Here is a 22,203-nt window from a genome sequence, read left to right on the forward strand (position 1 = left end):
CCTGTCACATACTCCTGTAGGAGCGGGCTTGCCCCGCGAACACCGGCAAAGCCGGTGCCAGGCACAACGCTGCCTGCTTCGCGGGGCAAGCCCGCTCCCACGAACCGCCGACTCGCAAAATAAAAAGGGAAGCCAATGCCCGTCCCCGACCCCTTTCGCCAAGGCCTCGCTCGAGGCTGGATCACCCACGATGGCTCGCGCCTGGCGCAGGACCTGAGCCTCGAAGCCGACGTCGCCGTGATCGGCAGCGGTGCGGGCGGCGCCACTACCGCCGAACGGCTGAGCGCGGCCGGCCTCAAGGTACTGCTGATCGAGGAGGGCCCACTGAAGACCAGCAGCGACTTCCACCTGCTGGAACACGAAGCCTATGCCGACCTCTACCAGGAAGGCCTGGGCCGCCTGAGCAAGGACGGCGCCATCACCATCCTGCAGGGCCGGGCGGTGGGCGGCACCACCCTGGTCAACTGGACCTCGAGTTTCCGCACACCGCCACAGACCCTGGAGCACTGGGCCCGCGAACATGGCGTCAAGGGCTTGGACAGCGACAGCCTGAAGCCCTGGTTCGAACGCATGGAGCAGCACCTGGGCATCAGCCCCTGGATGATGCCGCCCAATGCCAACAACGACGTGTTGCGACGCGGCTGCGAGGCGCTCGGCCTGCGCTGGGCGGTGATCCCGCGCAACGTGCGCGGCTGCTGGAACCTGGGCTACTGCGGCATGGGCTGCCCGGTCAACGCCAAGCAGTCGATGCTGGTCACCAGCATTCCGGCCACCCTCGAGCAAGGCGGCGAACTGCTCTACCTGGCCCGCGCCAAACGCTTCAGCCACGACGGCCAACGCATCGACCACCTGCAATGCCAGGCCCTGGACGCCCAGGGGATCCAGCCCACGGGCCGCCAGGTTCGGGTGCGCGCCCGTCACTACGTACTGGCCGGCGGCGGCATCAACAGCCCGGCCCTGCTGCTGCGCTCCGACGCACCCGACCCTCACCAGCGCCTGGGCAAGCGCACCTTCCTGCACCTGGTCAACTTCAGCGCCGCGCAGTTCGAGGAGAAGATCGACCCGTACTACGGCGCGCCGCAGTCGATCTACAGCGACCAGTTCCAGTGGCAGGACGGCGTCACCGGCCCGGTCGGCTACAAGCTCGAAGTCCCGCCGCTGCACCCGGCCCTGGCCAGCACCCTGCTCGGCGGCCATGGCCAGGACAATGCCCTGCGCATGGCCGAGCTGCCCCATACCCATGTGATGCTGGCGCTGCTGCGCGACGGTTTTCACCCGGACAGCCCCGGCGGCCAGGTGGAATTGCGTAGCGATGGGTCGCCGGTGCTCGACTACCCGGTCACCGACTACCTGCGCGACGGGCTGCGCCGGGCCTGGCACAGCATGGCGCAGATCCAGTTCGCCGCCGGTGCTCGCCGGGTGCTGCCGGTGCATGGCGATGCCCGGTATGTCGATAACCCGGAACAGGCCAAGGCGTTGATCGACAGCCTGCCCCTGGAACTCCACTGCATGCGCCTGGGCAGCGCCCACGTCATGGGCGGCTGCGCCCTGGGCGAGGATCCTCGGCAGGCAGTGTGCGACAGCCTGGGCCGGCATCACCAGCTGGAAAACCTGTCGATCCACGACGGTTCGCTGTTCCCCACCAGCATCGGCGCCAACCCGCAGCTGTCGGTCTATGCCCTGACCGCCCTGCTCAGCGAGGCGCTGGTCGGCCGCCTGGCATCCGGCGCATGACAGCCAATAGCCATGCTGTCTATAGTGCCATCGACCAGCCACGCGACTTGGCCGAGCTCAATCGCTGCGCTACCATCCGACTCCCCAACGCACTCCAGCCAGGATGACGCGATGAACCGAGTGTTGTACCCGGGTACTTTCGACCCCATTACCAAAGGCCATGGCGACCTCGTCGAGCGCGCTTCGCGCCTGTTCGACCACGTGATCATCGCCGTGGCGGCCAGCCCCAAGAAAAACCCCCTGTTCCCCCTGGAACAGCGGGTAGCGCTGGCCCGCGAGGTCACCAAGCACCTGCCCAATGTCGAGGTCATCGGCTTCTCCTCGCTACTGGCGCATTTTGCCAAGGAACAGAACGCCAATGTGTTCCTGCGCGGCCTGCGCGCGGTGTCCGACTTCGAATACGAGTTCCAGCTGGCCAACATGAACCGCCAACTGGCGCCGGACGTCGAGAGCCTGTTCCTTACGCCATCCGAGCGCTATTCGTTCATTTCCTCGACGTTGGTCCGGGAAATCGCCGCGTTGGGCGGTGATATCAGCAAGTTCGTCCACCCCGCCGTGGCCGATGCGCTGACTGAGCGCTTTCGCAAGTAAGCCGCGCGGTCACGATGTCGCGCCCGCGTGCACTGCGGGCGCGAATCCGGCACAATTGTGCCCATCGCTTTGAAACATGCCCGGGCCCAACGCCCCGGCCGGAGTCTCCATGTCCCTGATCATCACCGACGATTGCATCAACTGCGACGTCTGCGAACCCGAGTGCCCGAACGCCGCCATCTCGCAAGGCGAGGAGATCTACGTGATCGACCCGAACCTGTGCACCCAGTGCGTCGGCCACTACGACGAGCCCCAGTGCCAGCAGGTCTGCCCGGTGGACTGCATCCCCCTGGATGAAGCCCACCCGGAAACCGAAGACGAGCTGATGGCCAAGTACCGCCGGATCACCGGCAAGGCCTGATGCCGTTCGTCGCCGCACTCCGCCACGCAGCCCTCGGCGCCCTCCTGGCGCTACTGGCCCATGGCGCCCTGGCCGCCGGGCCAGGCCAGGCGGCGATCGCCAGCCCGCACGGTGAAGCCACCGCGGCGGCAAGGCAGATCCTGCAGCAGGGCGGCAACGCCTTCGATGCCGCCGTGGCCATCGGCGCCACGCTGGCCGTTGTCGAGCCCTACGGCTCCGGCCTTGGCGGTGGCGGGTTCTTCCTTCTGCGCGAGAGCGCCGACAGCCCACGCTATGCCTTCCTCGACGCCCGCGAGCGCGCCCCGGCCGCCGCCCGGGCCGACATGTATCTAAAGGACGGCAAGGTACAGCCGGGCCTGTCGGTCAATGGCCCACTGGCCGCGGCGATCCCGGGCCTGCCCCAGGCGCTGGCCGACCTGGCCGCGACCCACGGCAGGCTGCCGCTCAAGGACAGCCTGGCCCCGGCCATTCGCCTGGCCAACCAGGGCTTTGCCGTCGACCGCATCTACCGTGACCGCGCGACCATGCGCCTGAGTGCCCTGCGCGACAATGCCGAAAGCGCCCGGTTGTTCCTTGCCGACAATGACGTACCGGCGCTAGGCACGGTGATTCGCCAGCCGGAACTGGCCGCCACCCTGCAGGCCATGGCCGAACACGGCCGCGACGGTTTCTATCAAGGCCCGACGGCCCACCGCCTGGTCGAAGGCGTGCGCCAGGCCGGCGGTGTCTGGACCCTCGATGACCTCGCCGGCTACCGCACCGCCTGGCGCGAGCCACTGCGTTATCCACTGGCCGACCAGCGCGAGCTGATCAGCAGCCCGCCGCCCTCGGCTGGTGGCGTGGCCCTGGCCCAGAGCCTGGCCATGCTCCAGCGCCTGCCCTGGCAGAGCGCCGAACCGGTGCAGCGCAGCCATTATGTGATCGAAGTACTGCGCCGGGCCTACCGCGACCGCGGGCTGCTGGGTGACCCGGACTACGTGGCGAACCCCATCAACCGCCTGCTGGGGCGCCAGTACCTGACCGGCCTGGCCGACAGCATCGACGTGCACCAAGCCACCCCCAGCAGCGCCCTGCCCCCCTCACCGGCCTGGCGCGAGGGCGACCACACCACCCACTTCACGGTGATCGACGCCGACGGTAATGCGGTTTCCGCCACGCTCTCGGTCAACCTGCCGTTCGGCGCGGCGTTCAGCGTGCCCGGCACCGGCGTGGTGCTGAACAACGAGATGGACGACTTTGCCGCCGATCCCACCGGCAGCAACAGCTATGGACTGGCCGGCAGCCAGGCCAACGCAGTGGCGGCGGGCAAGCGGCCCTTGTCGAGCATGAGCCCGACCTTCATCGAAAGCCCAAGCCAGTTCGCCAGCTTCGGCACGCCCGGCGGCAGCCGGATTCCGAGCATGGTGCTGCTGTCGGTGATGGGGTTCCTCGAAGGGCGGCCGGTGGCCGAGTGGCCGGCGACGCCGCGCTATCACCATCAGTACCTGCCGGATGTGGTGGAGCATGAGCCGGGGACGTTCAGCGCCGCACAAAAAGCAGAGCTGCAGGCGCGCGGGTATAGGTTGAAGGATGTGGGGCGTAACTATGGCAACCAGCAGGTGCTGTATTGGGACAAGGCTGCCGGGACCGTGGAGGCGGCCAGTGACCCCAGGGGTGTAGGGCAGGCGGCGGTAGTCGACTGATCCGGCCCTATCGCGGGGCAAGCCCGCTCCCACGACTGGCTTGGCTCGCTTTCGTGGGAGCGGGCTTGCCCCGCGATAGGGCCTGAGGCATCAGCGCTGGCATTTCGGGCAGAACACGCTCGCCCGCTGCCCCAGCTTCACTTCACGCAGTTCGGTGCCACACACCTTGCACGGCTGCCCACCGCGCCCATAGACGAACAACTCCTGCTGGAAGTACCCCGGCTGACCATCGCCACCAATAAAGTCGCGCAAGGTGGTCCCGCCCTGCTCGATGGCCGCCGCCAGCACCCGCTTGATCTCGATCGCCAGCTTCAGGTAACGCGCCCGGGATATCCCGCCCGCCTCGCGGCGCGGGTCGATTCCGGCGGCGAACAGTGCTTCGGTGGCGTAGATGTTGCCGACCCCCACCACCACCGCGTTATCCATGATAAACGGCTTGACCGCCATCGACCGACCCCGCGACAGCTGGAACAGCCGCTCGCCGTCGAACAGGTCGGTCAGCGGCTCCGGCCCCAGCCGTATCAGCAATTCGTGGTTGAGCGGGTCGAGGCTCCAGAGCATGGCCCCGAAGCGGCGCGGGTCGGTGTAACGCAGCATCAACCCCGACTCGAGCTCGATATCCACATGTTCGTGCTTGGCCGCTGGCAAGCCCAGTTCGACCAGGCGCAGGTTGCCCGACATGCCCAGGTGGCTGATCAAGGTGCCGACCTCGGCGTTGATCAGCAGGTACTTGGCGCGGCGCTCGACGCTGACGATGCGCTGCCCCGACAGACGCACGTCGAGGTCTTCCGGGATCGGCCAGCGCAGGCGCCGGTCGCGCACCACCACGCGGCTGACCCGTTGGCCTTCCAGATGGGGCGCGATGCCGCGCCGCGTCGTCTCGACCTCTGGCAGTTCCGGCATGGCTCAGTGCCCGCCCGATTCGCGGATGTCCTGCTTGAGCTGCTCGAAGTCGTATTCGGTCAGGCCGATGTATTCCAGCACCAGCGGTCCGACCATCTCCCACTCGTGGTCCACGGTCTGGTTGCCCAGCACGCGGTAGGACGCACAGATATGCTCGGACATCTTCAGCACCGCCAGCAGGTTCTTCAGCTGGGTCTGGGTATTGCGCGAGGACTCGTCACGGAACACCGCCAGGGCGTTGTGGTGGTTGGCGATGGCGGCGCTGATGTGCTCCGGCAGGCGCCAGGACTTGGCGGTGAAATAGCCGACCACCGAGTGGTTGGTGTTGAACACGCGGTTCTCGGTGTCCACCACGCGAATCTCGTCATTGGCCTTGGCGTAGGACTCTTCCAGCACTTCCATGTAGTTGGGGAAGCGCTTGTGCATCAGCGGCACGCCGCAGTCGTGGAACAGGCCCAGGGTGTAGGCCTCGTCCACCGCCTGGATACCGGTGCGCTTGGCCAGGGTCAGGCAGGTCATGGCCACGTCCTGGGCGGTGTCCCAGAACGGGTTGAGGGTGACGATGGTCTCGTCGCTCATCTCGCCCCTGATCGACTGGGCGTTGATCAGGTTGATGATCGAGCGGCTGCCCAGCAGGTTCACCGCGCGCTGGATCGAGCCGATCTTGTTCGCCAGGCCGAACTGCGCCGAATTGACCAGTTTCAGCAGGGCGCCAGACAAGCCCGGATCCTGGCTGATCAGCTTGGCGATGGTCTCGAGGTCCGGGTCGGGCATGTACTGCTCGAACTGCAGGTCGACCATGATCTGCGGCTGCGGCGGGATGGTGATGCCCTGCAGGGCTTGCTGGATCTGTTCGGCGGTAAGTTCCTGGGACATTCGTGCATTCTCGCTGGGGACGGGGGATTCTAACCCTGTACGCCGGCAGGGTAACTATCAGTGGATCGTTGGATCCAAGAATTTCTTTAGCCCCGCGATGATGCCAACGTTTGGTCGCGCCCCACAGCGAAGCCTTGGCCAACACGGTATACTCCCGCTCTTTTTTCCCGGAGCGACGTCATGTCCCTGCCCAGCCTTCGCCTCAAAGCCAATGCCGACCGCCGCCTGCGCGCCGGCCATCTGTGGGTCTACAGCAATGAAGTCGACGTCGCCGCGACCCCGCTGCAAGGCCTGAAGGCGGGCCAGCAGGCCATCCTCGAAGCCGCCAACGGCAAGCCCCTGGGTGTGGTGGCGATGAGCCCGAACAACCTGATCTGCGCCCGCCTGCTGTCGCGCGACATCAAGCTGCCGCTGGACAAGTCGCTGCTGGTGCACCGCCTGAACGTCGCCCTGTCGCTGCGCGAGCGTCTGTTCGACAAGCCGTGCTACCGCCTGGTCTACGGCGACTCCGACCTGCTCCCGGGCCTGGTGGTCGACCGCTTCTTCGACATCCTCGTGGTGCAACTGGCCTCGGCCACCATGGACGCGCACAAGGACGACGTCATCGCCGCCCTGGTCCAGGTCCTGAAACCAAGCGGCATCCTGTTCAAGAACGATTCCGCCGCCCGCGACGCCGAAGGCCTCGGCCGCTATGTCGAGACCGTCTACGGCGAAGTGCCAGACTGGGTCGCGCTGGAAGAAAACGGCGTGAAGTTCGAGGCCCCGGTGCGCGAAGGCCAGAAGACCGGCTGGTTCTACGACCACCGCATGAACCGCGCCCGCCTGGCCCCCTACGTCAAGGGCAAGCGCGTGCTGGACCTGTTCAGCTACATCGGTGGCTGGGGCGTGCAGGCCGGCGCATTCGGCGCCAGCGAAGTATTCTGCGTGGATGCCTCCGGCTTCGCTCTCGACGGTGTCGAGCGCAACGCCGCGCTGAACGGCATCAGCGAGAAGCTGACCTGCATCGAAGGCGACGTGTTCGAGGCCCTGCGCGAGCTGAAGGCCGCCGAAGAGCGTTTCGACGTGATCATTGCCGACCCGCCCGCCTTCATCAAGCGCAAGAAGGACCTGAAGAACGGCGAGGCCGCCTACCGCCGCCTCAATGAACAGGCCATGCGCATGCTGAACAAGGACGGCATCCTGGTCAGCGCCTCGTGCTCGATGCACCTGCCCGAGGACGACCTGAACAACATCCTGCTGACCAGCGCCCGCCACCTGGACCGCAACCTGCAGCTGCTCGAGCGCGGCGGCCAGGGCCCGGACCACCCGGTGCACCCGGCGATCGCCGAGACCCGCTACATCAAGAGCATCACCTGCCGGTTGCTGCCCAACAGCTAAGCGGCGTTTGTTTGAGGCTGCCACGCAGCCTTTCGCGGCACGAGGCCGCTCCTACAGTGGTTGATTACCCGGTCACTGTAGGAGCGGCCTTGCCGAGGCGTCGGACCGGCCGGAAAGGGCCGCAGAGCGGCCCCGGCTCCCTCAAACGCTCATGCTCATGCCCGCCAACCACTATCGCCTGAAGTCCGGCACCAGTTCCTGCCCATCAATACTGAGCGTCTTGTAACGCGGAGCCACCAGTTTCACCGCGCCCTCGCGAATCCCCTTGGCCAGGCCCTCGAGGTTTTCCATTCTGCCGCTCAGGCTGCCCACCTCACGCCACTCGCGCTCCTCCCAGGTGAACACGAACACACTCGATGCATAGGTGTGCCGGGGGATCATCAGCACTTCATTGTGCCCATCACCATCCAGATCGACCGCCCACAAATAGCATCCCTTGCCGCCGCACTGGCTTTGCCCAAGGGTCGAGTCGGCCAGTGATTCGCTGGTGGATTGCACGGGCCCCAGCCACTCGAACTTCGGACCATGGGTTTCGACCACCTCCGGCCGACGCACCTGCGCCATCAACCCCAGCAATTGCTCGCGGCGACCCGCATCGAACAGTTCATCGGTTTCCAGCCGCTTCTCCAGTTGCTCGAAGGCTGCACGCCCAGGCTGACCAAGGTCGCGGTACAAGGTCCCGGCATCGAACTCGGTAATCGGCGTGCGTCCACCGAGCAGGCGCTCGACCTGACTCTTCGCACTCAACACCTGCGGGTCGAGCAACGGTGTGTAGAACAGCACTATCAGCACCGCGCTGAGCAAGGCGATCAACGGGTTGCTCAGCCGCAGGCTATTCAGCCAGGCCTGCCGTGAGCTCACCACCGCCCACACCGCCGCCAGGCTGTGCGCCAGCATCACACCCACCAACAGCATGGCCATGATGCGCGATGGGGTCAGGCCGTACTGGTCGATGCGCATCCAGCTGGCATAAGCCGCCAGGCCCACCAGTACCGGCAGGCAGAACAGGCTGGCTTCGACCAAGCGTTTGAGCGGCGCAGGATAGGCATTGCCCTGATGGCCGTCCTGAAACACGCCATTGGCCAGGAACAGATTGATACCTGCCAGCACCAACAGCAGAGCGGTCGAATAACCCGTGTCCCACACCGGCTGCAGGCCGCTGAAGGGCAGTGTCAGGGTGAACACCACGGCGATCAGCGCACTCAACGGCAACAGGAAGCGACAGAGTGTCAACAGAATGCCGCGCAACAACCCGATGACCTTCTCGTTGTCCCGCCCCATGCGCATCCCCAGGGAGAACACCACCGGCAGCACCAGCCAGAGAAACACCGGGGACTCCACTACATCCGTGACCTGCGGTATGCCGAGCATGCCGAACAGCAACGCACACAACCACAGCAACTGCCAGAACAGGCCGGTCAACAGTTGCGCCAGGAAAAGAATGAACACGTTGTTCCAGGCATGCCGGAACAGGTCCTCATAGCGCGGCCGCCCATTTTCTCGGGTCGGCCAGGCAAGAATGAACGCGGTGCCGATATAGCCCAGCACGATGGCGGCCAGGAACCAGGTCTGCTGCAGCCAGCCCATGCGCCCGCTATCCAGGACCCAGGCACTGATCCCGCTGATCAGCAGGGTCAGGCCCAGCACCAGCCAGCCGGTGCCACGCTGGCGCACCGCGCTGCCGAGCAGTTGCAGGTTCACGCCGGCCACCACCACCGCGGCGCACAGGGCGACCGACAGGTTGAAACCGAGCAGCTCGCCCTGCCCCTTCACGGTGGCGAGCAACACCAGGCCCTGGATCAGGCCGATGACGACATAGAACAATAAGGAGCGGCTAGGCGCTGGCATTGCAAATCCTTTTGGCCAGTGGGACAGGAAGCGCGCAAGTCTACCCAAACCCGCCCGAACCACGCCAAGGCCTTTACCTTGCGGGCTGCCGACAGCCAATTATCACAACGCCATTCCCTCGCGGGCGCGGCGGTGTAGAATCGATCCATTCATCGCCAGACATCCCCGGCGGGTTTATGAGCTCTGGTCGAGCCTGCGGCGATCCCGCGCGGTCTTCGGCCCCCATCCTTGCCAGCGGCAACCGGCCTTCGGCGTTTCAGGACAAGAGAAGCTCACTCCCTATTTACGTGACGTGATTTAGCCGCCAGGAGCGCTCCATGCCTGATTATCGTTCCAAGACTTCCACCCAAGGCCGCAACATGGCGGGTGCCCGTGCCCTGTGGCGCGCCACCGGGATGAAGGACGAAGACTTCAAGAAACCGATCATCGCCATCGCCAACTCGTTCACCCAGTTCGTCCCGGGGCATGTGCACCTGAAGGACCTGGGCCAGCTGGTCGCCCGCGAGATCGAACGCGCCGGTGGCGTGGCGAAAGAGTTCAACACCATCGCCGTGGATGACGGCATCGCCATGGGCCACGACGGCATGCTCTACTCGCTGCCCAGCCGCGAGATCATCGCCGACGCCGTCGAGTACATGGTCAACGCCCACTGCGCCGACGCCATCGTCTGCATCTCCAACTGCGACAAGATCACCCCCGGTATGCTGATGGCCGCCCTGCGCCTGAACATCCCGGTGATCTTCGTCTCCGGCGGCCCGATGGAAGCTGGCAAGACCAAGCTGGCCAGCCACGGCCTGGACCTGGTCGACGCCATGGTCATCGCCGCCGACTCCACCGCCAGCGACGAGAAAGTCGCCGAGTACGAGCGCAGCGCCTGCCCGACCTGCGGTTCGTGCTCCGGCATGTTCACCGCCAACTCGATGAACTGCCTGACCGAAGCCCTGGGACTGGCCCTGCCGGGCAACGGCTCGACCCTGGCCACCCACTCCGACCGCGAGCAGCTGTTCCTCACCGCCGGTCGCACCATCGTCGAGCTGTGCAAGCGCTACTACGGCGAGAACGATGAGTCGGTACTGCCGCGCAGCATCGCCAACTTCAAGGCGTTCGAAAACGCCATGATGCTCGACATCGCCATGGGCGGTTCGACCAATACCATCCTGCACCTGCTGGCCGCGGCCCAGGAGGGCGAGGTGGACTTCGACCTGCGCGACATCGATCGCCTGTCGCGCAAGGTGCCGCAGCTGTGCAAGGTGGCGCCGAACATCCAGAAGTACCACATGGAAGACGTGCACCGCGCCGGTGGCATCTTCAGCATCCTCGGCTCGCTGGCCCGTGGCGGCCTGCTGCACACCGACCTGCCGACCGTGCACAGCGCCAGCATGGAAGAGGCCATCGCCAAGTGGGACATCACCCAGACCGATGACGAAGCCGTACACACCTTCTTCAAGGCAGGCCCGGCGGGCATCCCGACGCAGACCGCGTTCAGCCAGTCGACCCGCTGGGAAACCCTCGACGATGACCGCGAGAACGGCTGCATCCGCAGCTTCGAGCACGCCTACTCGCAGGAAGGCGGCCTGGCCGTGCTGTACGGCAACATTGCCCTGGACGGCTGCGTGGTGAAGACCGCAGGTGTCGATGAGTCGATCCACGTGTTCGAAGGCACCGCGAAGATCTTCGAGAGCCAGGACAGCGCCGTGCGCGGCATCCTCGCCGACGAAGTGCAGGCCGGCGACATCGTCATCATCCGCTACGAAGGCCCGAAAGGCGGCCCGGGCATGCAGGAGATGCTGTACCCGACCTCGTACCTGAAGTCCAAAGGCCTGGGCAAGGCCTGCGCCCTGCTCACCGACGGCCGCTTCTCCGGCGGTACCTCGGGCCTGTCGATCGGCCACGCCTCGCCGGAAGCGGCAGCGGGCGGCGCCATCGGCCTGGTGCGCGATGGCGACAAGGTGCTGATCGACATCCCCAACCGTTCGATCAACCTGCTGGTCAGCGACGAAGAGCTGGCTGAGCGTCGCGTCGAGCAGGACAAGAAGGGCTGGAAGCCGGCCGAGGTGCGTCCACGCAAGGTGACCACCGCGCTCAAGGCTTACGCCCTGCTGGCCACCAGCGCCGACAAGGGCGCGGTGCGCAACAAGGCAATGCTCGAAGGGCTGTGAGGCTCTGACGGCATAAAAAAACCGGCGCCTGGTGCGCCGGTTTTTTCATGCCTGTGGCCCCTGCATTGCCCATGCTGGCCCTTTGGGCTGCGTTGCCGCGCTGGGAACTGTCCCCTGTGGGAGCGGGTTCACCCGCGAACACCGGCGCAGCCGGTGCCATACACCGCGCTGGATTCTTCGCGGGTAAACCCGCTCCCACAGGGTCGAGCTAAATCAATAGGTTACGTGTTGTTCCATAGGAGCGGGTTTACCCGCCAATGAGGCCGACGCGTTATTGCTGCGCGACCTTTTCCGACTTGCCGTCATAGCGCTTGCGCCACTCGCTGAGGATCTGGTCGCGGTTCTTCGAGGCCCAGGCGAAGTCGTTCTTGATCAGGCGCTGCTCGTAGTCCGCCGGCAACTCGGTCTGCGGCTTGGCGATGCCGGGCGCGGCGAGCACGGCGAAGTTCTCCTTGTACAGCTCCATGGCCGCGGGGCTGGCGGAGAAGTCGGCCAGGCGCCTGGCGGCATCGGCCTTCGGCGAGCCCTTGATCACTGCGGTGGCTTCGATCTCCCAGCCCAGGCCTTCCTTGGGCAGCACGATATCCAGCGGCGCGCCCTGGCGCTTGAGCTGCACGGCCGGGTATTCGAACGAGATGCCGATCGGGAATTCACCGGCGGCGGCCAGCTTGCACGGCTTGGAGCCGGAATGAACGTACTGGCCGATGTTCTGGTGCAGCGCATCCATGTAGGCCCAGCCCTGCGGCTCGCCGAAGGTCTGCAGCCAGGCGCTCACATCCAGGAAGCCGGTGCCGGACGAGGCCGGGTTGGGCATGACGATCTTGCCCTTGTATTCAGGCTTGGTCAGGTCCTGCCAGCTCACCGGCTTGCTCAGGCCCTGCTTATCGGCCTCGACGGTGTTGAAGCAGAGGGTCGCGGCCCACACGTCCATGCCCACCCAGGCCGGCGGGTTGGCGGCGTCGCGGTAGTTGGGCGAGATCTTGCCCAGGTCCTTGGGCGCATAGGCTTCGAGCATGCCGTTCTGGTCGAGGATGGCCAGGCTGGAAGCGGCCAGGCCCCACACCGCGTCGGCCTGCGGACGTTCCTTCTCGGCCAGCAGTTTGGCAGTGATGATGCCAGTGGAGTCACGCACCCACTTGATCTCGATGTCGGGGTTGGCCTTTTCGAAGGCCTGCTTGTAGCTCTTGAGCTGCTCGGCCTCGAGGGCGGTGTAGACGGTCAGCTGGGTCGCGGCCGAGGCCTGCAGGCTGAAGACGGCGGATACGGCAGCGGCAAGTGCGAGGGGCTTGAACATGATGCGGTTCCTATCAGTGTGGGCAGTCGGTCAATGGCCTGGCGCGCGCTGGCGCCAGGCCTGGGAGCGGCGCAGCAGGCCGCGTGAGGCAGCGGCCAGCAGCAAGGATGCGGCAGCGCTGGTAAGCAGGATCAGGGTCGACATGGCGGCGGCACCGCCAACGTTGCCGGCGTCGTCCATGTTCAGCACGGCGACGGCGGCGAGGATGGTGTCGGGGCTGTACAGGAAGATCGCCGCCGACACGGTGGTCATGGCCGAGACGAACAGGTAGCGGATGATGTCCAGCAGCGCCGGCAGGCAGATCGGCACGGTGACCCGCATGAAGTGCCTGTACAGCGGCGCCTTGAGCGACAGCGCGGCGGCCTCGAACTCGCCGTCGAGCTGGCGCAGGGCGGTGGTGGCGGTCATCTGCGCGGTGGTCAGGTAGTGGGCGATGGTGCACACCACCAGCAGCGCCATGCTGCCGTAGAACACATGCAGTGGGTTGCCATTGAGGTTGAAGAAGAACACGTAGCCCAGGCCCAGCACCAGGCCAGGCACCGCCATCGGGATGAAGCTCAGCAAGCGCAGCAGCTGGTTGAGCAGGCGCTGCCCCTGGGTCTTCTCCATCAGGTAGGCGCCGGTGAAAATCACCACGCTGCCGATCAGCGCGGTGCCGATGGCCATGGTCACGCTGTTGCGGTAGGCCAGCCAGCCGCCACCGGCGGTGTCCTCGAACATGTAGTGCTTGAGCGACAGCGACAGGTTGTATGGCCAGAACTTGACCAGCGACGAGTACACCGCCATGCCGATCACCGCCAGCAGTGCCGCGCACACCAGCAGCACGATGGCCAGGAAGCAGCCATCGCGCAGCCTGGAAGGCTTGGGCTCGAACACCTGGGCGCGACCGCTCATGGCCTCGCCCTGACGGCGACGCAACCAGGCATCGACGGCGAAGCTGAGCAGCGCTGGTACCAGCAGCACCATGCCGATCAGCGCGCCGCGACCGAACTGCTGCTGGCCGACCACGGCCTTGTAGGCTTCCAGGGCCAGCACCTGGTAATCCCCACCCACCACGACCGGCACGCCGAAGTCGGTGATGGTCAGGGTGAACACCAGGCAGAACGCGGCGAACACCGCCTGGCGCGTGGCCGGCCAGGTGATGCTGAAGAACGCCCGCGTCGGCCCCGCCCCCATGCTCGAGGCCGCATCGAACAGCCTTGCGTCGGCCAGCGACAGCGCCGAGAGCAGGATCATCAGGGCGTGGGGGAAGGTGTAGATGACCTCGCCGAGGACGATGCCCCAGAAGCCGTAGATATTGTCGCTGAGCAGCCCGCGCAGCAGGCCCTGGTTGCCGAACAGGTAGACCAGCGCGATGGCCGGCAGCATCGACGGCGCCAGCAGCGGCAGCAGCGAGATGCCGCGCCACAGGCCCTTGGCCGGGATCAGCGTGCGTTGCAGGGCATAGGCGAACAGGTAGGCCAGCGGCACGACGATGGCGGCGACGGTGAAGGCCACCGACAGGCTGTTGCCGAGCAGCCAATGGAAGTTCTCGCTGGCGAACAGTTCACGGGCAGCTGGCAGGCCGCCGCCCTGCCCGGCTTCAGCGCTGAAGCCGCGCCAGAAGATCGCCAGCAACGGCATCAGCACCGCCAGCACCAGCAGGATCAGCAGCAGGCTCTTGCCACCGATCACGAACAGACGGTCCCCCAGGGCAACACCACTGCGAGGTGCGGCATTGGTTGAGGTGAGCGGCAGGGTCATCGGCGCGGCCATCTCAGGCAAACACCTGCAGGCTCTGCGGCGGCAGGGCCACCCAGATGTCCTGCGAACCCAGGCGCGGCATCGCCTCCGGCGCCAGCTCCGCGAGCAACGCATGGCCCGGGAAGGCCTTGAACTCGAAGCTCATGCGGCAGCGGTTGCCGAGGAAGGTGATCTCGCGAACCTTGGCCGGGAACAGGTTTTCCTCGTGTACCACCGGGTTGACGGTGATCGCCTCGGGTCGGCAGAACAGCCGGCCGCTGCTGGCGCCAGCGGCGTTGGCTGCCAGGCGCATGTGCAGGCCGCCGACCTGGGCATGGCTGTCGCCGCTGCGCTGGAACGGCAGCCAGTTGCCCTGACCGACGAATTCGGCGACGAACGGCGTGGCCGGCTGGTCGTAGATTTCCTGGGGCGTGGCGTACTGCTCGACCTGGCCGTTGTTCATCACGGCAATGCGGTCGGCCATCAACATGGCCTCGTCCTGGTTGTGGGTGACCATCAGCGTGGTGATGCCCAGCTGGCGCTGCAGTTGGCGCAGCTCGGTGCACAGGTGCTCGCGCACGCGAGCGTCCAGTGCCGACATCGGCTCGTCGAGCAGCAGCAGCGACGGTGAGGGCGCCAGGGCGCGGGCCAGGGCCACGCGCTGTTGCTGGCCGCCGGATAGCTGGCCGGGGTATTTCTTTTCGCTGCCCGTCAGGCCGACCAGTTCGAGCATTTCACCGACCCGCTGGCGCGAGGCCTCACGATTGCTGCCGGTCAGGCCGTAGGCGATGTTGGCTTCGACGGTGAGGTTGGGGAACAACGCGTAGGACTGGAACAGGATGCCGTAGTCGCGGGCCTGGGGTGGCAGCTCGGAGATATCGCGGTCGCCAATGTACAGCGTGCCACGATCCTGGCGCTCGAGCCCGGCGATGCAGCGCAGCAGGGTGGTCTTGCCACAGCCCGACGGGCCGAGCAGGCACACCAGCTCGCCGGCGGCGATGTCGAGGGAGACGTCGTTGAGTGCGGTGAAGGCGCCGAAGCGCTTGTGGATACCGCGCACTTTCATCTGTGCGCCTGGAGTGGCGTTGTTCATGGCAAGGCCTCATCGAAGAGATGGGGCCATGCTAGGAGGGCTGTGAGACGGTTGTGTGGCGAGGGGGCAAAAACGAGTGATAGTGGTATTGGTGGATTTTTGTAGCGACCATCCGGTTTTCAGGCGTTAGCTGATAAAAAAAGGGAGGCCACCAGGGCCTCCCTTTTTCTTGACGCAGTGAAACTCAGAACAGTACGCGCGAGCGGATGGTGCCCTTCACGTGCTGCAGTTTCTCCTGGGCCAGGTCCGAGTACTCGGCGTCGACGTCGATGACCACGTAACCCACTTTCTCGTTGGTCTGCAGGAACTGACCGGAGATGTTGATGGCGTTCTCGGCGAACACTTTGTTGATCTCGCTGAGCACGCCCGGGATGTTTTCGTGGATGTGCAGCAGGCGGTGCTTGCCTGGGTGGGCCGGCAGGGCCACTTCCGGGAAGTTGACCGACGACACGGAGGTGCCGTTGTCGCTGTACTTGACCAGCTTCTCGGCCACTTCCAGGCCGATGTTGGCCTGGGCCTCGGCGGTGGAACCACCGATGTGCGGGGTCAGGATCACGTTGTCCAGGCCACGCAGCGGGCTTTCGAACTCTTCGTCGTTGGAGCGCGGCTCGACCGGGAACACGTCGATGGCGGCGCCGATCAGGTGCTTGTCCTTGATCGCGGCGGCCAGGTGGTCCAGCTCGACCACGGTGCCACGGGCGGCGTTGATCAGGATCGAGCCCTTCTTCATCGCGCGGATTTCCTTCTCGCCGATCATCCACTGGGTGGACGGCAGCTCAGGCACGTGCAGCGAGACGATGTCGGCCAGGCCCAGCAGCTCGTGCAGGCTGGTGACCTGTACCGCGTTGCCCAGCGGCAGCTTGGTCAGCGGGTCGAAGAAGTACACCTGCATGCCCAGGCTCTCGGCCAGGACCGACAGCTGGGTGCCGATCGAGCCGTAGCCGACGATGCCCAGTTTCTTGCCACGGATCTCGAAGGAGTTGGCCGCGCTCTTGATCCAGCCGCCACGGTGGCAGGAAGCGTTCTTCTCGGGGATGCCGCGCAGCAGCAGGATGGCTTCGGCCAGCACCAGCTCGGCCACCGAACGGGTGTTCGAGTAGGGGGCGTTGAACACGGCGATACCGCGCTCGCGGGCCGCTGCCAGGTCGACCTGGTTGGTGCCGATGCAGAAGCAGCCGACCGCGACCAGTTTCTTCGCGCAGTCGAAGATCTCTTCGGTCAGTTGGGTGCGCGAACGGATGCCGATGAAGTGGGCATCAGCGATCTTTTCCTTCAGCTCGGCTTCCGGCAGCGAACCAGTGAGGTATTCGATGTTGGTGTAGCCGGCGGCCTTGAGGGTATCGACCGCGTTCTGGTGCACACCTTCAAGAAGAAGGAACCTGATCTTGCTCTTGTCGAGAGAAGTCTTGCTCATCTGCGTAAACCTGTATCCCGGAGAAAAATGGCGAGGAGAGTGGAGCGGCGCGGCGTCGGCCTTAGCACGAACGGCGGGAGGGCTATGCTAGCATACGCGACACAACCTGAGCTTATCCCGACAGGTGAAGCGTGCTCAGGGTGACTATGAATAAGTCGAGAGTTCCGGCGATGACCCAGTCCGTGGTAATTGATGAGCTGATGACCCTGGTCGACCCTGGCAAGGTCCTCACCGACCCGGCCTCGCTCGAGGCCTACGGCAAGGACTGGACCAAGCACTACCCGCCGGCGCCGAGCGCCATCGTCTTCCCCAAGTCCGTCGAGCAGGTGCAGGCCATCGTGCGCTGGGCCAACCGGCACAAGGTCGCCCTGGTGCCGTCGGGCGGGCGTACCGGGCTGTCGGGCGCCGCCGTGGCCGCCCATGGCGAGGTGGTGGTGGCCTTCGACTACATGAACCAAATCCTCGCCTTCAACGAATTCGACCGTACCGTGGTCTGCCAGCCGGGGGTCGTCACCCGCCAGTTGCAACAGTTCGCCGAGGACCAGGGCCTCTACTACCCGGTGGACTTCGCCTCGAGCGGCTCCAGCCAGATCGGCGGCAATATCGGTACCAACGCCGGCGGGATCAAGGTGATTCGCTACGGCATGACCCGCAACTGGGTGGCCGGGCTGAAGGTGGTCACCGGCAAGGGTGAGCTGCTCGAGCTGAACAAGGACCTGATCAAGAACGCCACCGGCTACGACCTGCGCCAGCTGTTCATCGGCGCCGAAGGCACCCTGGGCTTCGTAGTCGAGGCGACCATGCGCCTGGACCGCGCGCCGCGCAACCTCACCGCCATGGTGCTGGGCACGCCCGATTTCGACGCGATCATGCCGGTGCTGCACGCCTTCCAGGGCAAGCTTGACCTGACGGCCTTCGAGTTCTTCTCCGACAAGGGCCTGGCCAGGATCCTCGCCCGGGGCGATGTGCCCGCACCGTTCGAGACCGACTGCCCGTTCTATGCGCTGCTGGAGTTCGAAGCCAGCACCGAGGAGGTGGCCAACGAAGCCCTGGCCACCTTCGAGCACTGCGTCGAGCAGGGCTGGGTACTGGACGGGGTGATGAGCCAGAGCGAGACCCAGCTGAAGAACCTGTGGAAGCTGCGCGAGTACCTGTCCGAGACCATCTCCCACTGGACGCCTTACAAGAACGACATCTCGGTCACCGTATCGAAGGTGCCGGCGTTCCTGCGCGATATCGACGCCACCGTCGGCGAGCACTACCCGGACTACGAAGTGGTCTGGTATGGCCACATCGGCGACGGCAACCTGCACCTGAACATCCTCAAGCCCGACCACATGACCAAGGACGACTTCTTCGCCTCCTGCGCCAAGGTCAACAAGTGGGTGTTCGAGATCGTCGAACGCTACAACGGCTCGATCTCCGCCGAGCATGGCGTGGGCATGACCAAGCGCGACTACCTGGGCTACAGCCGCTCGCCGGAGGAAATCGCCTGCATGAGGGCGATCAAGGCAGTGTTCGACCCGAACGGCATCATGAATCCGGGTAAGATCTTCGCTCCCGAATAAAAAGCAGTATTCACAGGAGTCGGCCATGAGTTACCAGCACCAGTACGTAGACGGCACGCGCATCCACTTCCCGCTGGGCAAGGTGGTATGCATCGGCCGCAACTACGCCGAGCATGCCAAGGAACTGGACAACCCCATCCCCAGCGAGCCGCTGCTGTTCATCAAGCCCGGCAGCTGCGTGGTGCCCCTGGAAGGCGGCTTCAAGATTCCGACCGAGCGTGGCTCGGTACATTACGAGGCGGAGATTGCCGTGCTGCTGGGCAAGCCCCTGTCCACCCACCCTTCCGAGGAAGAGGTGCTCGACGCCATCTCCGGCTTTGCCCCGGCGCTGGACCTCACTCTGCGCGATGTGCAGGCGAAGCTGAAGGAAAAGGGCCTGCCCTGGGAACTGGCCAAGTGCTTCGATGGTGCCTGCGTGCTGCCGCCGTTCGTGTCAGCCGATACCTTCGAGGACCTGACCGATATCGGCATTCGCCTGACCATCAACGGCGAGGTGCGCCAGGACGGCAACAGCGCGCTAATGCTCAACCCGATCGTGCCGATGATCCAGCACATCGCGGCGCACTTCTCCCTGCAGGCAGGCGATGTCATCCTCACTGGCACCCCGGCGGGCGTGGGGCCGTTCAATGTCGGCGATGAGCTGGTGCTGGAACTTCCCGGTGCAAGCCGGTTCGAAGGCCGGGTGCTTTGACTCCGGGCGACGACGGTGCAATGCCGTCGTCGCTGCTTGTGCCGGTGGGATTTGTCGTTTTTTTCACAATTGATCCGGATAATTCGTCTATTAACCTTCATTTGCCGACAGTGGCGACCACGCTGCCGCCTACTTTCAGGATCTCCATTCGATGACCAATCCTTCCAGCGCATCCCTTCCGCCAAAGCGACGCCTGATCACCCGCTGGTCGCTGTGGCTGCTTGCGCTGGCGATCATCGCCTATGGCCTGGTGGTAGCCATGCACTGGGATGACCGTGGCCTGCTGTGGATAAAGGAAGGCTTCGAAAGCCAGACCGAGCGCCAGGAAAGCATCTGGCTGCCGGATTACGTGGCCGACATCGATGCCAAACCGTTGCCGGGGATGGAGCGTGACGAGGCGTCGGACCTGGCGTTCAATCCGCACACCCGTACCTTGTTCGCGGTCATGGGCAAGCACCCGTTCCTGGTCGAACTCAACCTCGACGGTGACGTGCTGCGCAAGATCCCGCTGCTGGGCTGGTCCAATCCGGAAGGCGTGGCGGTACTCGAGAACGGCCAGATCGCCATTGTCGACGAGCGCAACCATGACCTGACACTGGTCAAGGTGGATGCCGCCACGACATCGCTGAACCGCGCCGACTACCAGCCCTACGACCTGGGCGATACGGAGGATGGCAACAAGGGCTTCGAGGCCATTGCCTGGGACCTGATCCGGCAGCGACTGATCATTGGTGCCGAGCGGTCACCGAAGATGTTCATCTGGAGCACCGATGGCCACGGCCCGCTCAAGGGCGACAAGCAACCGCTGCCCAGTGACGAACTGGACCTGCGCAACCTGTCCGCGCTGGGCATCGACCCGCGCACCGGGCACCTGCTGGCTTTGTCGGCGGACTCCAACATGCTGCTCGAGCTGGACGAGAAGGGTGAGCAGGTCAGTTTCATGACCTTGCTGGGCGGCTTCAATGGCCTGGCTGACACCATTCCCCGGGCAGAAGGGGTGGCAATGGATGACCAGGGCAACCTGTACATCGTCAGCGAGCCCAACCTGTTCTATCGCTTCAAAAAGCACTGATCGATCAGATATTTCTGATGGTGGCATTAAGCTTTGCTTCAGTTGATAGTGGTTAGATACGTGCTCCTTTCGCCGAGTCCGACCGCATGCGCCGCCACCTTCGCCTGATCTTCGCCTTCATCGTGCTTGTCGCCCTGCTTGTCCTGGGCGCCGCCGGGCATGAGTTCCGCCTGTTCGAGCGCGGCTGGTTCAACCTCAAGACCTGGTGGCAGCCGGCCGAGCAGAGCATCGGCCTGGATCGCTACCAGGTGGCGATCGAAGCGCAGCCCATCGTCGGGCTGGACGATGACATCTCGGCGCTGACCTACGATCCCGACCGCAAGAGCCTGTTCACCGTCACCAATGCCCGCTCGGAGCTGATCGAGCTGTCGCTGGACGGCCGCATCCTGCGCCGTGTTCCACTGACCGGCTTCGGCGACCCCGAGGCGGTGGAGTATGTAGGGCCCAACAGCTACGTGATCACCGACGAGCGCCAGCAGCGGCTGATTCGCGTGCGTCTTGACGATGACACCCTGTTCCTCGACGCCAGCGATGCCGAGCAGCTGTCCCTGGGCATCGGCCTCAATGGCAACAAGGGTTTCGAGGGGCTGGCCTACGACTCGGCGGGCAAGCGCCTGTTCGTGGCCAAGGAACGGGACCCGATGATGATCTACGAGGTGCATGGTTTTCCCCATGACAACCCCGACAAACCCTATGCCGTGCATGTGGTGCAGGATCGCAAGCGTGACCGGCGGCTGTTCGTGAGGGACTTGTCGAGCCTGCAGTTCGATGAGCGCAGCGGGCACCTGCTGGCGCTGTCGGACGAGTCGCGGCTGGTGCTGGAGCTGGATGTGAAGGGCAAACCGCTGAGTACGCTGTCGCTGCGCAAGGGGTCTCAGGGTTTGAAGCAGACAGTGCCGCAGGCGGAGGGGATTGCGATGGATGACGCCGGGACCATCTACCTGGTCAGCGAGCCGAACCTGTTCTATGTGTTCAAGCAGCCGGCTGATTGATTGCCTGGGCTGGCGCTATCGCGGGGCAAGCCCGCTCCCACCGTGGGAGCGGGCTTGCCCCGCGATGAGGCTTACTCGGCCTTGAGGGTCTTCACGCCTTCAGCGGTCCCCAGCAGCAGCACATCCGCCGGACGCGCCGCGAACAGGCCATTGGTGACCACGCCGACGATGGCGTTGATCTGGCTCTCCAGCTCCACCGGGTTGGTGATCTGCAGGTTGTGCACATCCAGGATGACGTTGCCGTTGTCGGTCACCACGCCTTCACGGTAGACCGGGTCGCCGCCCAGCTTGACCAGCTGGCGCGCGACATGGCTGCGGGCCATCGGAATCACCTCGACCGGCAGCGGGAAGGCGCCCAGTACCGGCACCAGCTTGCTGGCGTCGGCGATGCAGATGAAGGTCTTGGCCACCGCCGCGACGATCTTCTCGCGGGTCAGGGCCGCGCCGCCGCCCTTGATCAGGTTGAGGTGGGCGTCGCTCTCGTCGGCGCCGTCGACGTAGAACTCCAGCTCGCTGACGCTGTTCAGCTCGTAGACCGGGATGCCATGGCCCTTCAGGCGCTGGGCGGTGGCCTCGGAGCTGGCGACGGCGCCGTCGAAGGCGGTCTTGTGCTGGGCCAGGGCGTCGATGAAGAAGTTGGCGGTCGAACCGGTACCGACGCCGACGACGCTTTTCTCATCCAGTTTCGGCAGGATGAGATCGACGGCGGCCTGGGCGACGGCCTGTTTGAGTTGGTCCTGGGTCATGCGGGCTCCGGGAGGGGCTGGGCGGATTTCAAAGTTGCCTAGTATAACGGCTCCCACGGCTTTGCTGTGGTCGCCCGACG

At 65.1% G+C, this 22,203-nt stretch carries 18 protein-coding genes; 10 read left to right on the plus strand and 8 right to left on the minus strand.

All coding sequences use genetic code 11. From position 1 onward, the window contains the following. Positions 1-135 precede the first annotated feature (135 nt). The 4 genes from ACZ899_RS17865 (at position 136) to ggt (ending at position 4,368) form a co-directional block, all read left to right on the plus strand. Positions 136-1,734, plus strand: coding sequence for a GMC family oxidoreductase (locus tag ACZ899_RS17865; protein ID WP_234562334.1), 1,599 nt, complete (start codon positions 136-138; stop codon positions 1,732-1,734). Between the two features lie 111 nt (positions 1,735-1,845). Beyond that, positions 1,846-2,325: a pantetheine-phosphate adenylyltransferase gene (gene coaD / locus ACZ899_RS17870; protein WP_028689146.1), complete on the plus strand. Its 480-nt coding sequence runs from the start codon at positions 1,846-1,848 to the stop codon at positions 2,323-2,325. 109 nt (positions 2,326-2,434) lie between these two features. Continuing rightward, positions 2,435-2,686 carry a YfhL family 4Fe-4S dicluster ferredoxin gene (locus ACZ899_RS17875; protein ID WP_011531711.1) on the plus strand — a complete coding sequence of 84 codons (252 nt, stop codon included), beginning with the start codon at positions 2,435-2,437 and terminating at the stop codon, positions 2,684-2,686. Continuing rightward, positions 2,686-4,368: a gamma-glutamyltransferase gene (gene ggt, locus ACZ899_RS17880; protein ID WP_234562335.1), complete on the plus strand. Its 1,683-nt coding sequence runs from the start codon at positions 2,686-2,688 to the stop codon at positions 4,366-4,368. Before ACZ899_RS17875 ends, ggt begins: the two co-directional genes overlap by 1 nt. Before the next feature lie 90 nt (positions 4,369-4,458). Here the strand turns inward: ggt and mutM are convergent, their stop codons facing one another. Together mutM and ACZ899_RS17890 are read right to left on the minus strand one after the other, a co-directional pair. Next, positions 4,459-5,271 (minus strand): bifunctional DNA-formamidopyrimidine glycosylase/DNA-(apurinic or apyrimidinic site) lyase, encoded by an 813-nt coding sequence (mutM, locus tag ACZ899_RS17885; protein ID WP_234562336.1) that lies wholly within the window; start codon positions 5,269-5,271, stop codon positions 4,459-4,461. 3 nt (positions 5,272-5,274) lie between these two features. Beyond that, positions 5,275-6,093 carry an HDOD domain-containing protein gene (locus tag ACZ899_RS17890; RefSeq protein ID WP_203652721.1) on the minus strand — a complete coding sequence of 273 codons (819 nt, stop codon included), beginning with the start codon at positions 6,091-6,093 and terminating at the stop codon, positions 5,275-5,277. A gap of 234 nt (positions 6,094-6,327) precedes the next feature. Between ACZ899_RS17890 and ACZ899_RS17895 the strand changes: the two genes are divergently transcribed. Then, a complete protein-coding gene (locus tag ACZ899_RS17895) occupies positions 6,328-7,524 on the plus strand; it encodes a class I SAM-dependent rRNA methyltransferase (protein ID WP_232854885.1) in 1,197 nt (398 codons plus the stop codon). A 171-nt stretch (positions 7,525-7,695) separates the two neighbouring features. On the opposite strand, the gene ACZ899_RS17900 is transcribed toward ACZ899_RS17895, so the two are convergent. After that, positions 7,696-9,372, minus strand: a complete 1,677-nt coding sequence (locus ACZ899_RS17900; RefSeq protein ID WP_234562337.1) for a DUF4153 domain-containing protein — start codon at positions 9,370-9,372, stop codon at positions 7,696-7,698. A gap of 317 nt (positions 9,373-9,689) precedes the next feature. On the opposite strand from ACZ899_RS17900, the gene ilvD reads away from it, so the two are divergent. After that, positions 9,690-11,531: a dihydroxy-acid dehydratase gene (ilvD, locus tag ACZ899_RS17905; RefSeq protein WP_203648582.1), complete on the plus strand. Its 1,842-nt coding sequence runs from the start codon at positions 9,690-9,692 to the stop codon at positions 11,529-11,531. Positions 11,532-11,802: 271 nt separating this feature from the next. On the opposite strand, the gene ACZ899_RS17910 is transcribed toward ilvD, so the two are convergent. The 4 genes from ACZ899_RS17910 to serA form a co-directional block, all read right to left on the minus strand. Beyond that, the gene (locus ACZ899_RS17910) at positions 11,803-12,825 is read right to left on the minus strand and encodes a putative 2-aminoethylphosphonate ABC transporter substrate-binding protein (protein ID WP_234562338.1); all 1,023 of its coding nucleotides are present in this window, start codon (positions 12,823-12,825) and stop codon (positions 11,803-11,805) included. 30 nt (positions 12,826-12,855) lie between these two features. After that, a complete protein-coding gene (locus ACZ899_RS17915) occupies positions 12,856-14,580 on the minus strand; it encodes a putative 2-aminoethylphosphonate ABC transporter permease subunit (RefSeq protein ID WP_234562339.1) in 1,725 nt (574 codons plus the stop codon). 1 nt (position 14,581) lies between these two features. Continuing rightward, positions 14,582-15,640, minus strand: a complete 1,059-nt coding sequence (locus ACZ899_RS17920; protein WP_203648586.1) for a putative 2-aminoethylphosphonate ABC transporter ATP-binding protein — start codon at positions 15,638-15,640, stop codon at positions 14,582-14,584. A gap of 184 nt (positions 15,641-15,824) precedes the next feature. Further along, positions 15,825-17,054, minus strand: a complete 1,230-nt coding sequence (gene serA, locus ACZ899_RS17925) for a phosphoglycerate dehydrogenase (RefSeq protein WP_203648588.1) — start codon at positions 17,052-17,054, stop codon at positions 15,825-15,827. Between the two features lie 170 nt (positions 17,055-17,224). On the opposite strand from serA, the gene ACZ899_RS17930 reads away from it, so the two are divergent. From ACZ899_RS17930 to ACZ899_RS17945, 4 genes are all read left to right on the plus strand, one after another. After that, positions 17,225-18,622 (plus strand): FAD-binding oxidoreductase, encoded by a 1,398-nt coding sequence (locus tag ACZ899_RS17930; RefSeq protein ID WP_232854880.1) that lies wholly within the window; start codon positions 17,225-17,227, stop codon positions 18,620-18,622. Positions 18,623-18,647: 25 nt separating this feature from the next. Next, positions 18,648-19,313, plus strand: coding sequence for a fumarylacetoacetate hydrolase family protein (locus ACZ899_RS17935; RefSeq protein WP_203648592.1), 666 nt, complete (start codon positions 18,648-18,650; stop codon positions 19,311-19,313). A gap of 151 nt (positions 19,314-19,464) precedes the next feature. Further along, positions 19,465-20,385, plus strand: a complete 921-nt coding sequence (locus ACZ899_RS17940) for an SdiA-regulated domain-containing protein (RefSeq protein WP_234562340.1) — start codon at positions 19,465-19,467, stop codon at positions 20,383-20,385. Between the two features lie 86 nt (positions 20,386-20,471). Next, on the plus strand, positions 20,472-21,377 hold the full coding sequence (locus tag ACZ899_RS17945; RefSeq protein WP_234562341.1) for an SdiA-regulated domain-containing protein: 906 nt from the start codon (positions 20,472-20,474) through the stop codon (positions 21,375-21,377). Between the two features lie 71 nt (positions 21,378-21,448). Here ACZ899_RS17945 and rpiA read toward each other — a convergent pair whose 3' ends face one another. Further along, on the minus strand, positions 21,449-22,123 hold the full coding sequence (rpiA, locus tag ACZ899_RS17950) for a ribose-5-phosphate isomerase RpiA (protein ID WP_011536226.1): 675 nt from the start codon (positions 22,121-22,123) through the stop codon (positions 21,449-21,451). Positions 22,124-22,203: the final 80 nt, after the last annotated feature.

This window comes from Pseudomonas sp. TE31087 (genome assembly GCF_057284075.1).

Coding starts and splice junctions, on each gene's coding strand:
- ACZ899_RS17865 (WP_234562334.1), top strand. CDS start 136: ATGCCCGTCCCCGACCCCTTTCGCCAAGGCCTCGCTCGAGGCTGGATC.
- coaD (WP_028689146.1), top strand. CDS start 1,846: ATGAACCGAGTGTTGTACCCGGGTACTTTCGACCCCATTACCAAAGGC.
- ACZ899_RS17875 (WP_011531711.1), top strand. CDS start 2,435: ATGTCCCTGATCATCACCGACGATTGCATCAACTGCGACGTCTGCGAA.
- ggt (WP_234562335.1), top strand. CDS start 2,686: ATGCCGTTCGTCGCCGCACTCCGCCACGCAGCCCTCGGCGCCCTCCTG.
- mutM (WP_234562336.1), bottom strand. CDS start 5,271: ATGCCGGAACTGCCAGAGGTCGAGACGACGCGGCGCGGCATCGCGCCC.
- ACZ899_RS17895 (WP_232854885.1), top strand. CDS start 6,328: ATGTCCCTGCCCAGCCTTCGCCTCAAAGCCAATGCCGACCGCCGCCTG.
- ACZ899_RS17900 (WP_234562337.1), bottom strand. CDS start 9,372: ATGCCAGCGCCTAGCCGCTCCTTATTGTTCTATGTCGTCATCGGCCTG.
- ilvD (WP_203648582.1), top strand. CDS start 9,690: ATGCCTGATTATCGTTCCAAGACTTCCACCCAAGGCCGCAACATGGCG.
- ACZ899_RS17910 (WP_234562338.1), bottom strand. CDS start 12,825: ATGTTCAAGCCCCTCGCACTTGCCGCTGCCGTATCCGCCGTCTTCAGC.
- ACZ899_RS17915 (WP_234562339.1), bottom strand. CDS start 14,580: ATGGCCGCGCCGATGACCCTGCCGCTCACCTCAACCAATGCCGCACCT.
- ACZ899_RS17920 (WP_203648586.1), bottom strand. CDS start 15,640: ATGAACAACGCCACTCCAGGCGCACAGATGAAAGTGCGCGGTATCCAC.
- serA (WP_203648588.1), bottom strand. CDS start 17,054: ATGAGCAAGACTTCTCTCGACAAGAGCAAGATCAGGTTCCTTCTTCTT.
- ACZ899_RS17930 (WP_232854880.1), top strand. CDS start 17,225: ATGACCCAGTCCGTGGTAATTGATGAGCTGATGACCCTGGTCGACCCT.
- ACZ899_RS17935 (WP_203648592.1), top strand. CDS start 18,648: ATGAGTTACCAGCACCAGTACGTAGACGGCACGCGCATCCACTTCCCG.
- ACZ899_RS17940 (WP_234562340.1), top strand. CDS start 19,465: ATGACCAATCCTTCCAGCGCATCCCTTCCGCCAAAGCGACGCCTGATC.
- ACZ899_RS17945 (WP_234562341.1), top strand. CDS start 20,472: ATGCGCCGCCACCTTCGCCTGATCTTCGCCTTCATCGTGCTTGTCGCC.
- rpiA (WP_011536226.1), bottom strand. CDS start 22,123: ATGACCCAGGACCAACTCAAACAGGCCGTCGCCCAGGCCGCCGTCGAT.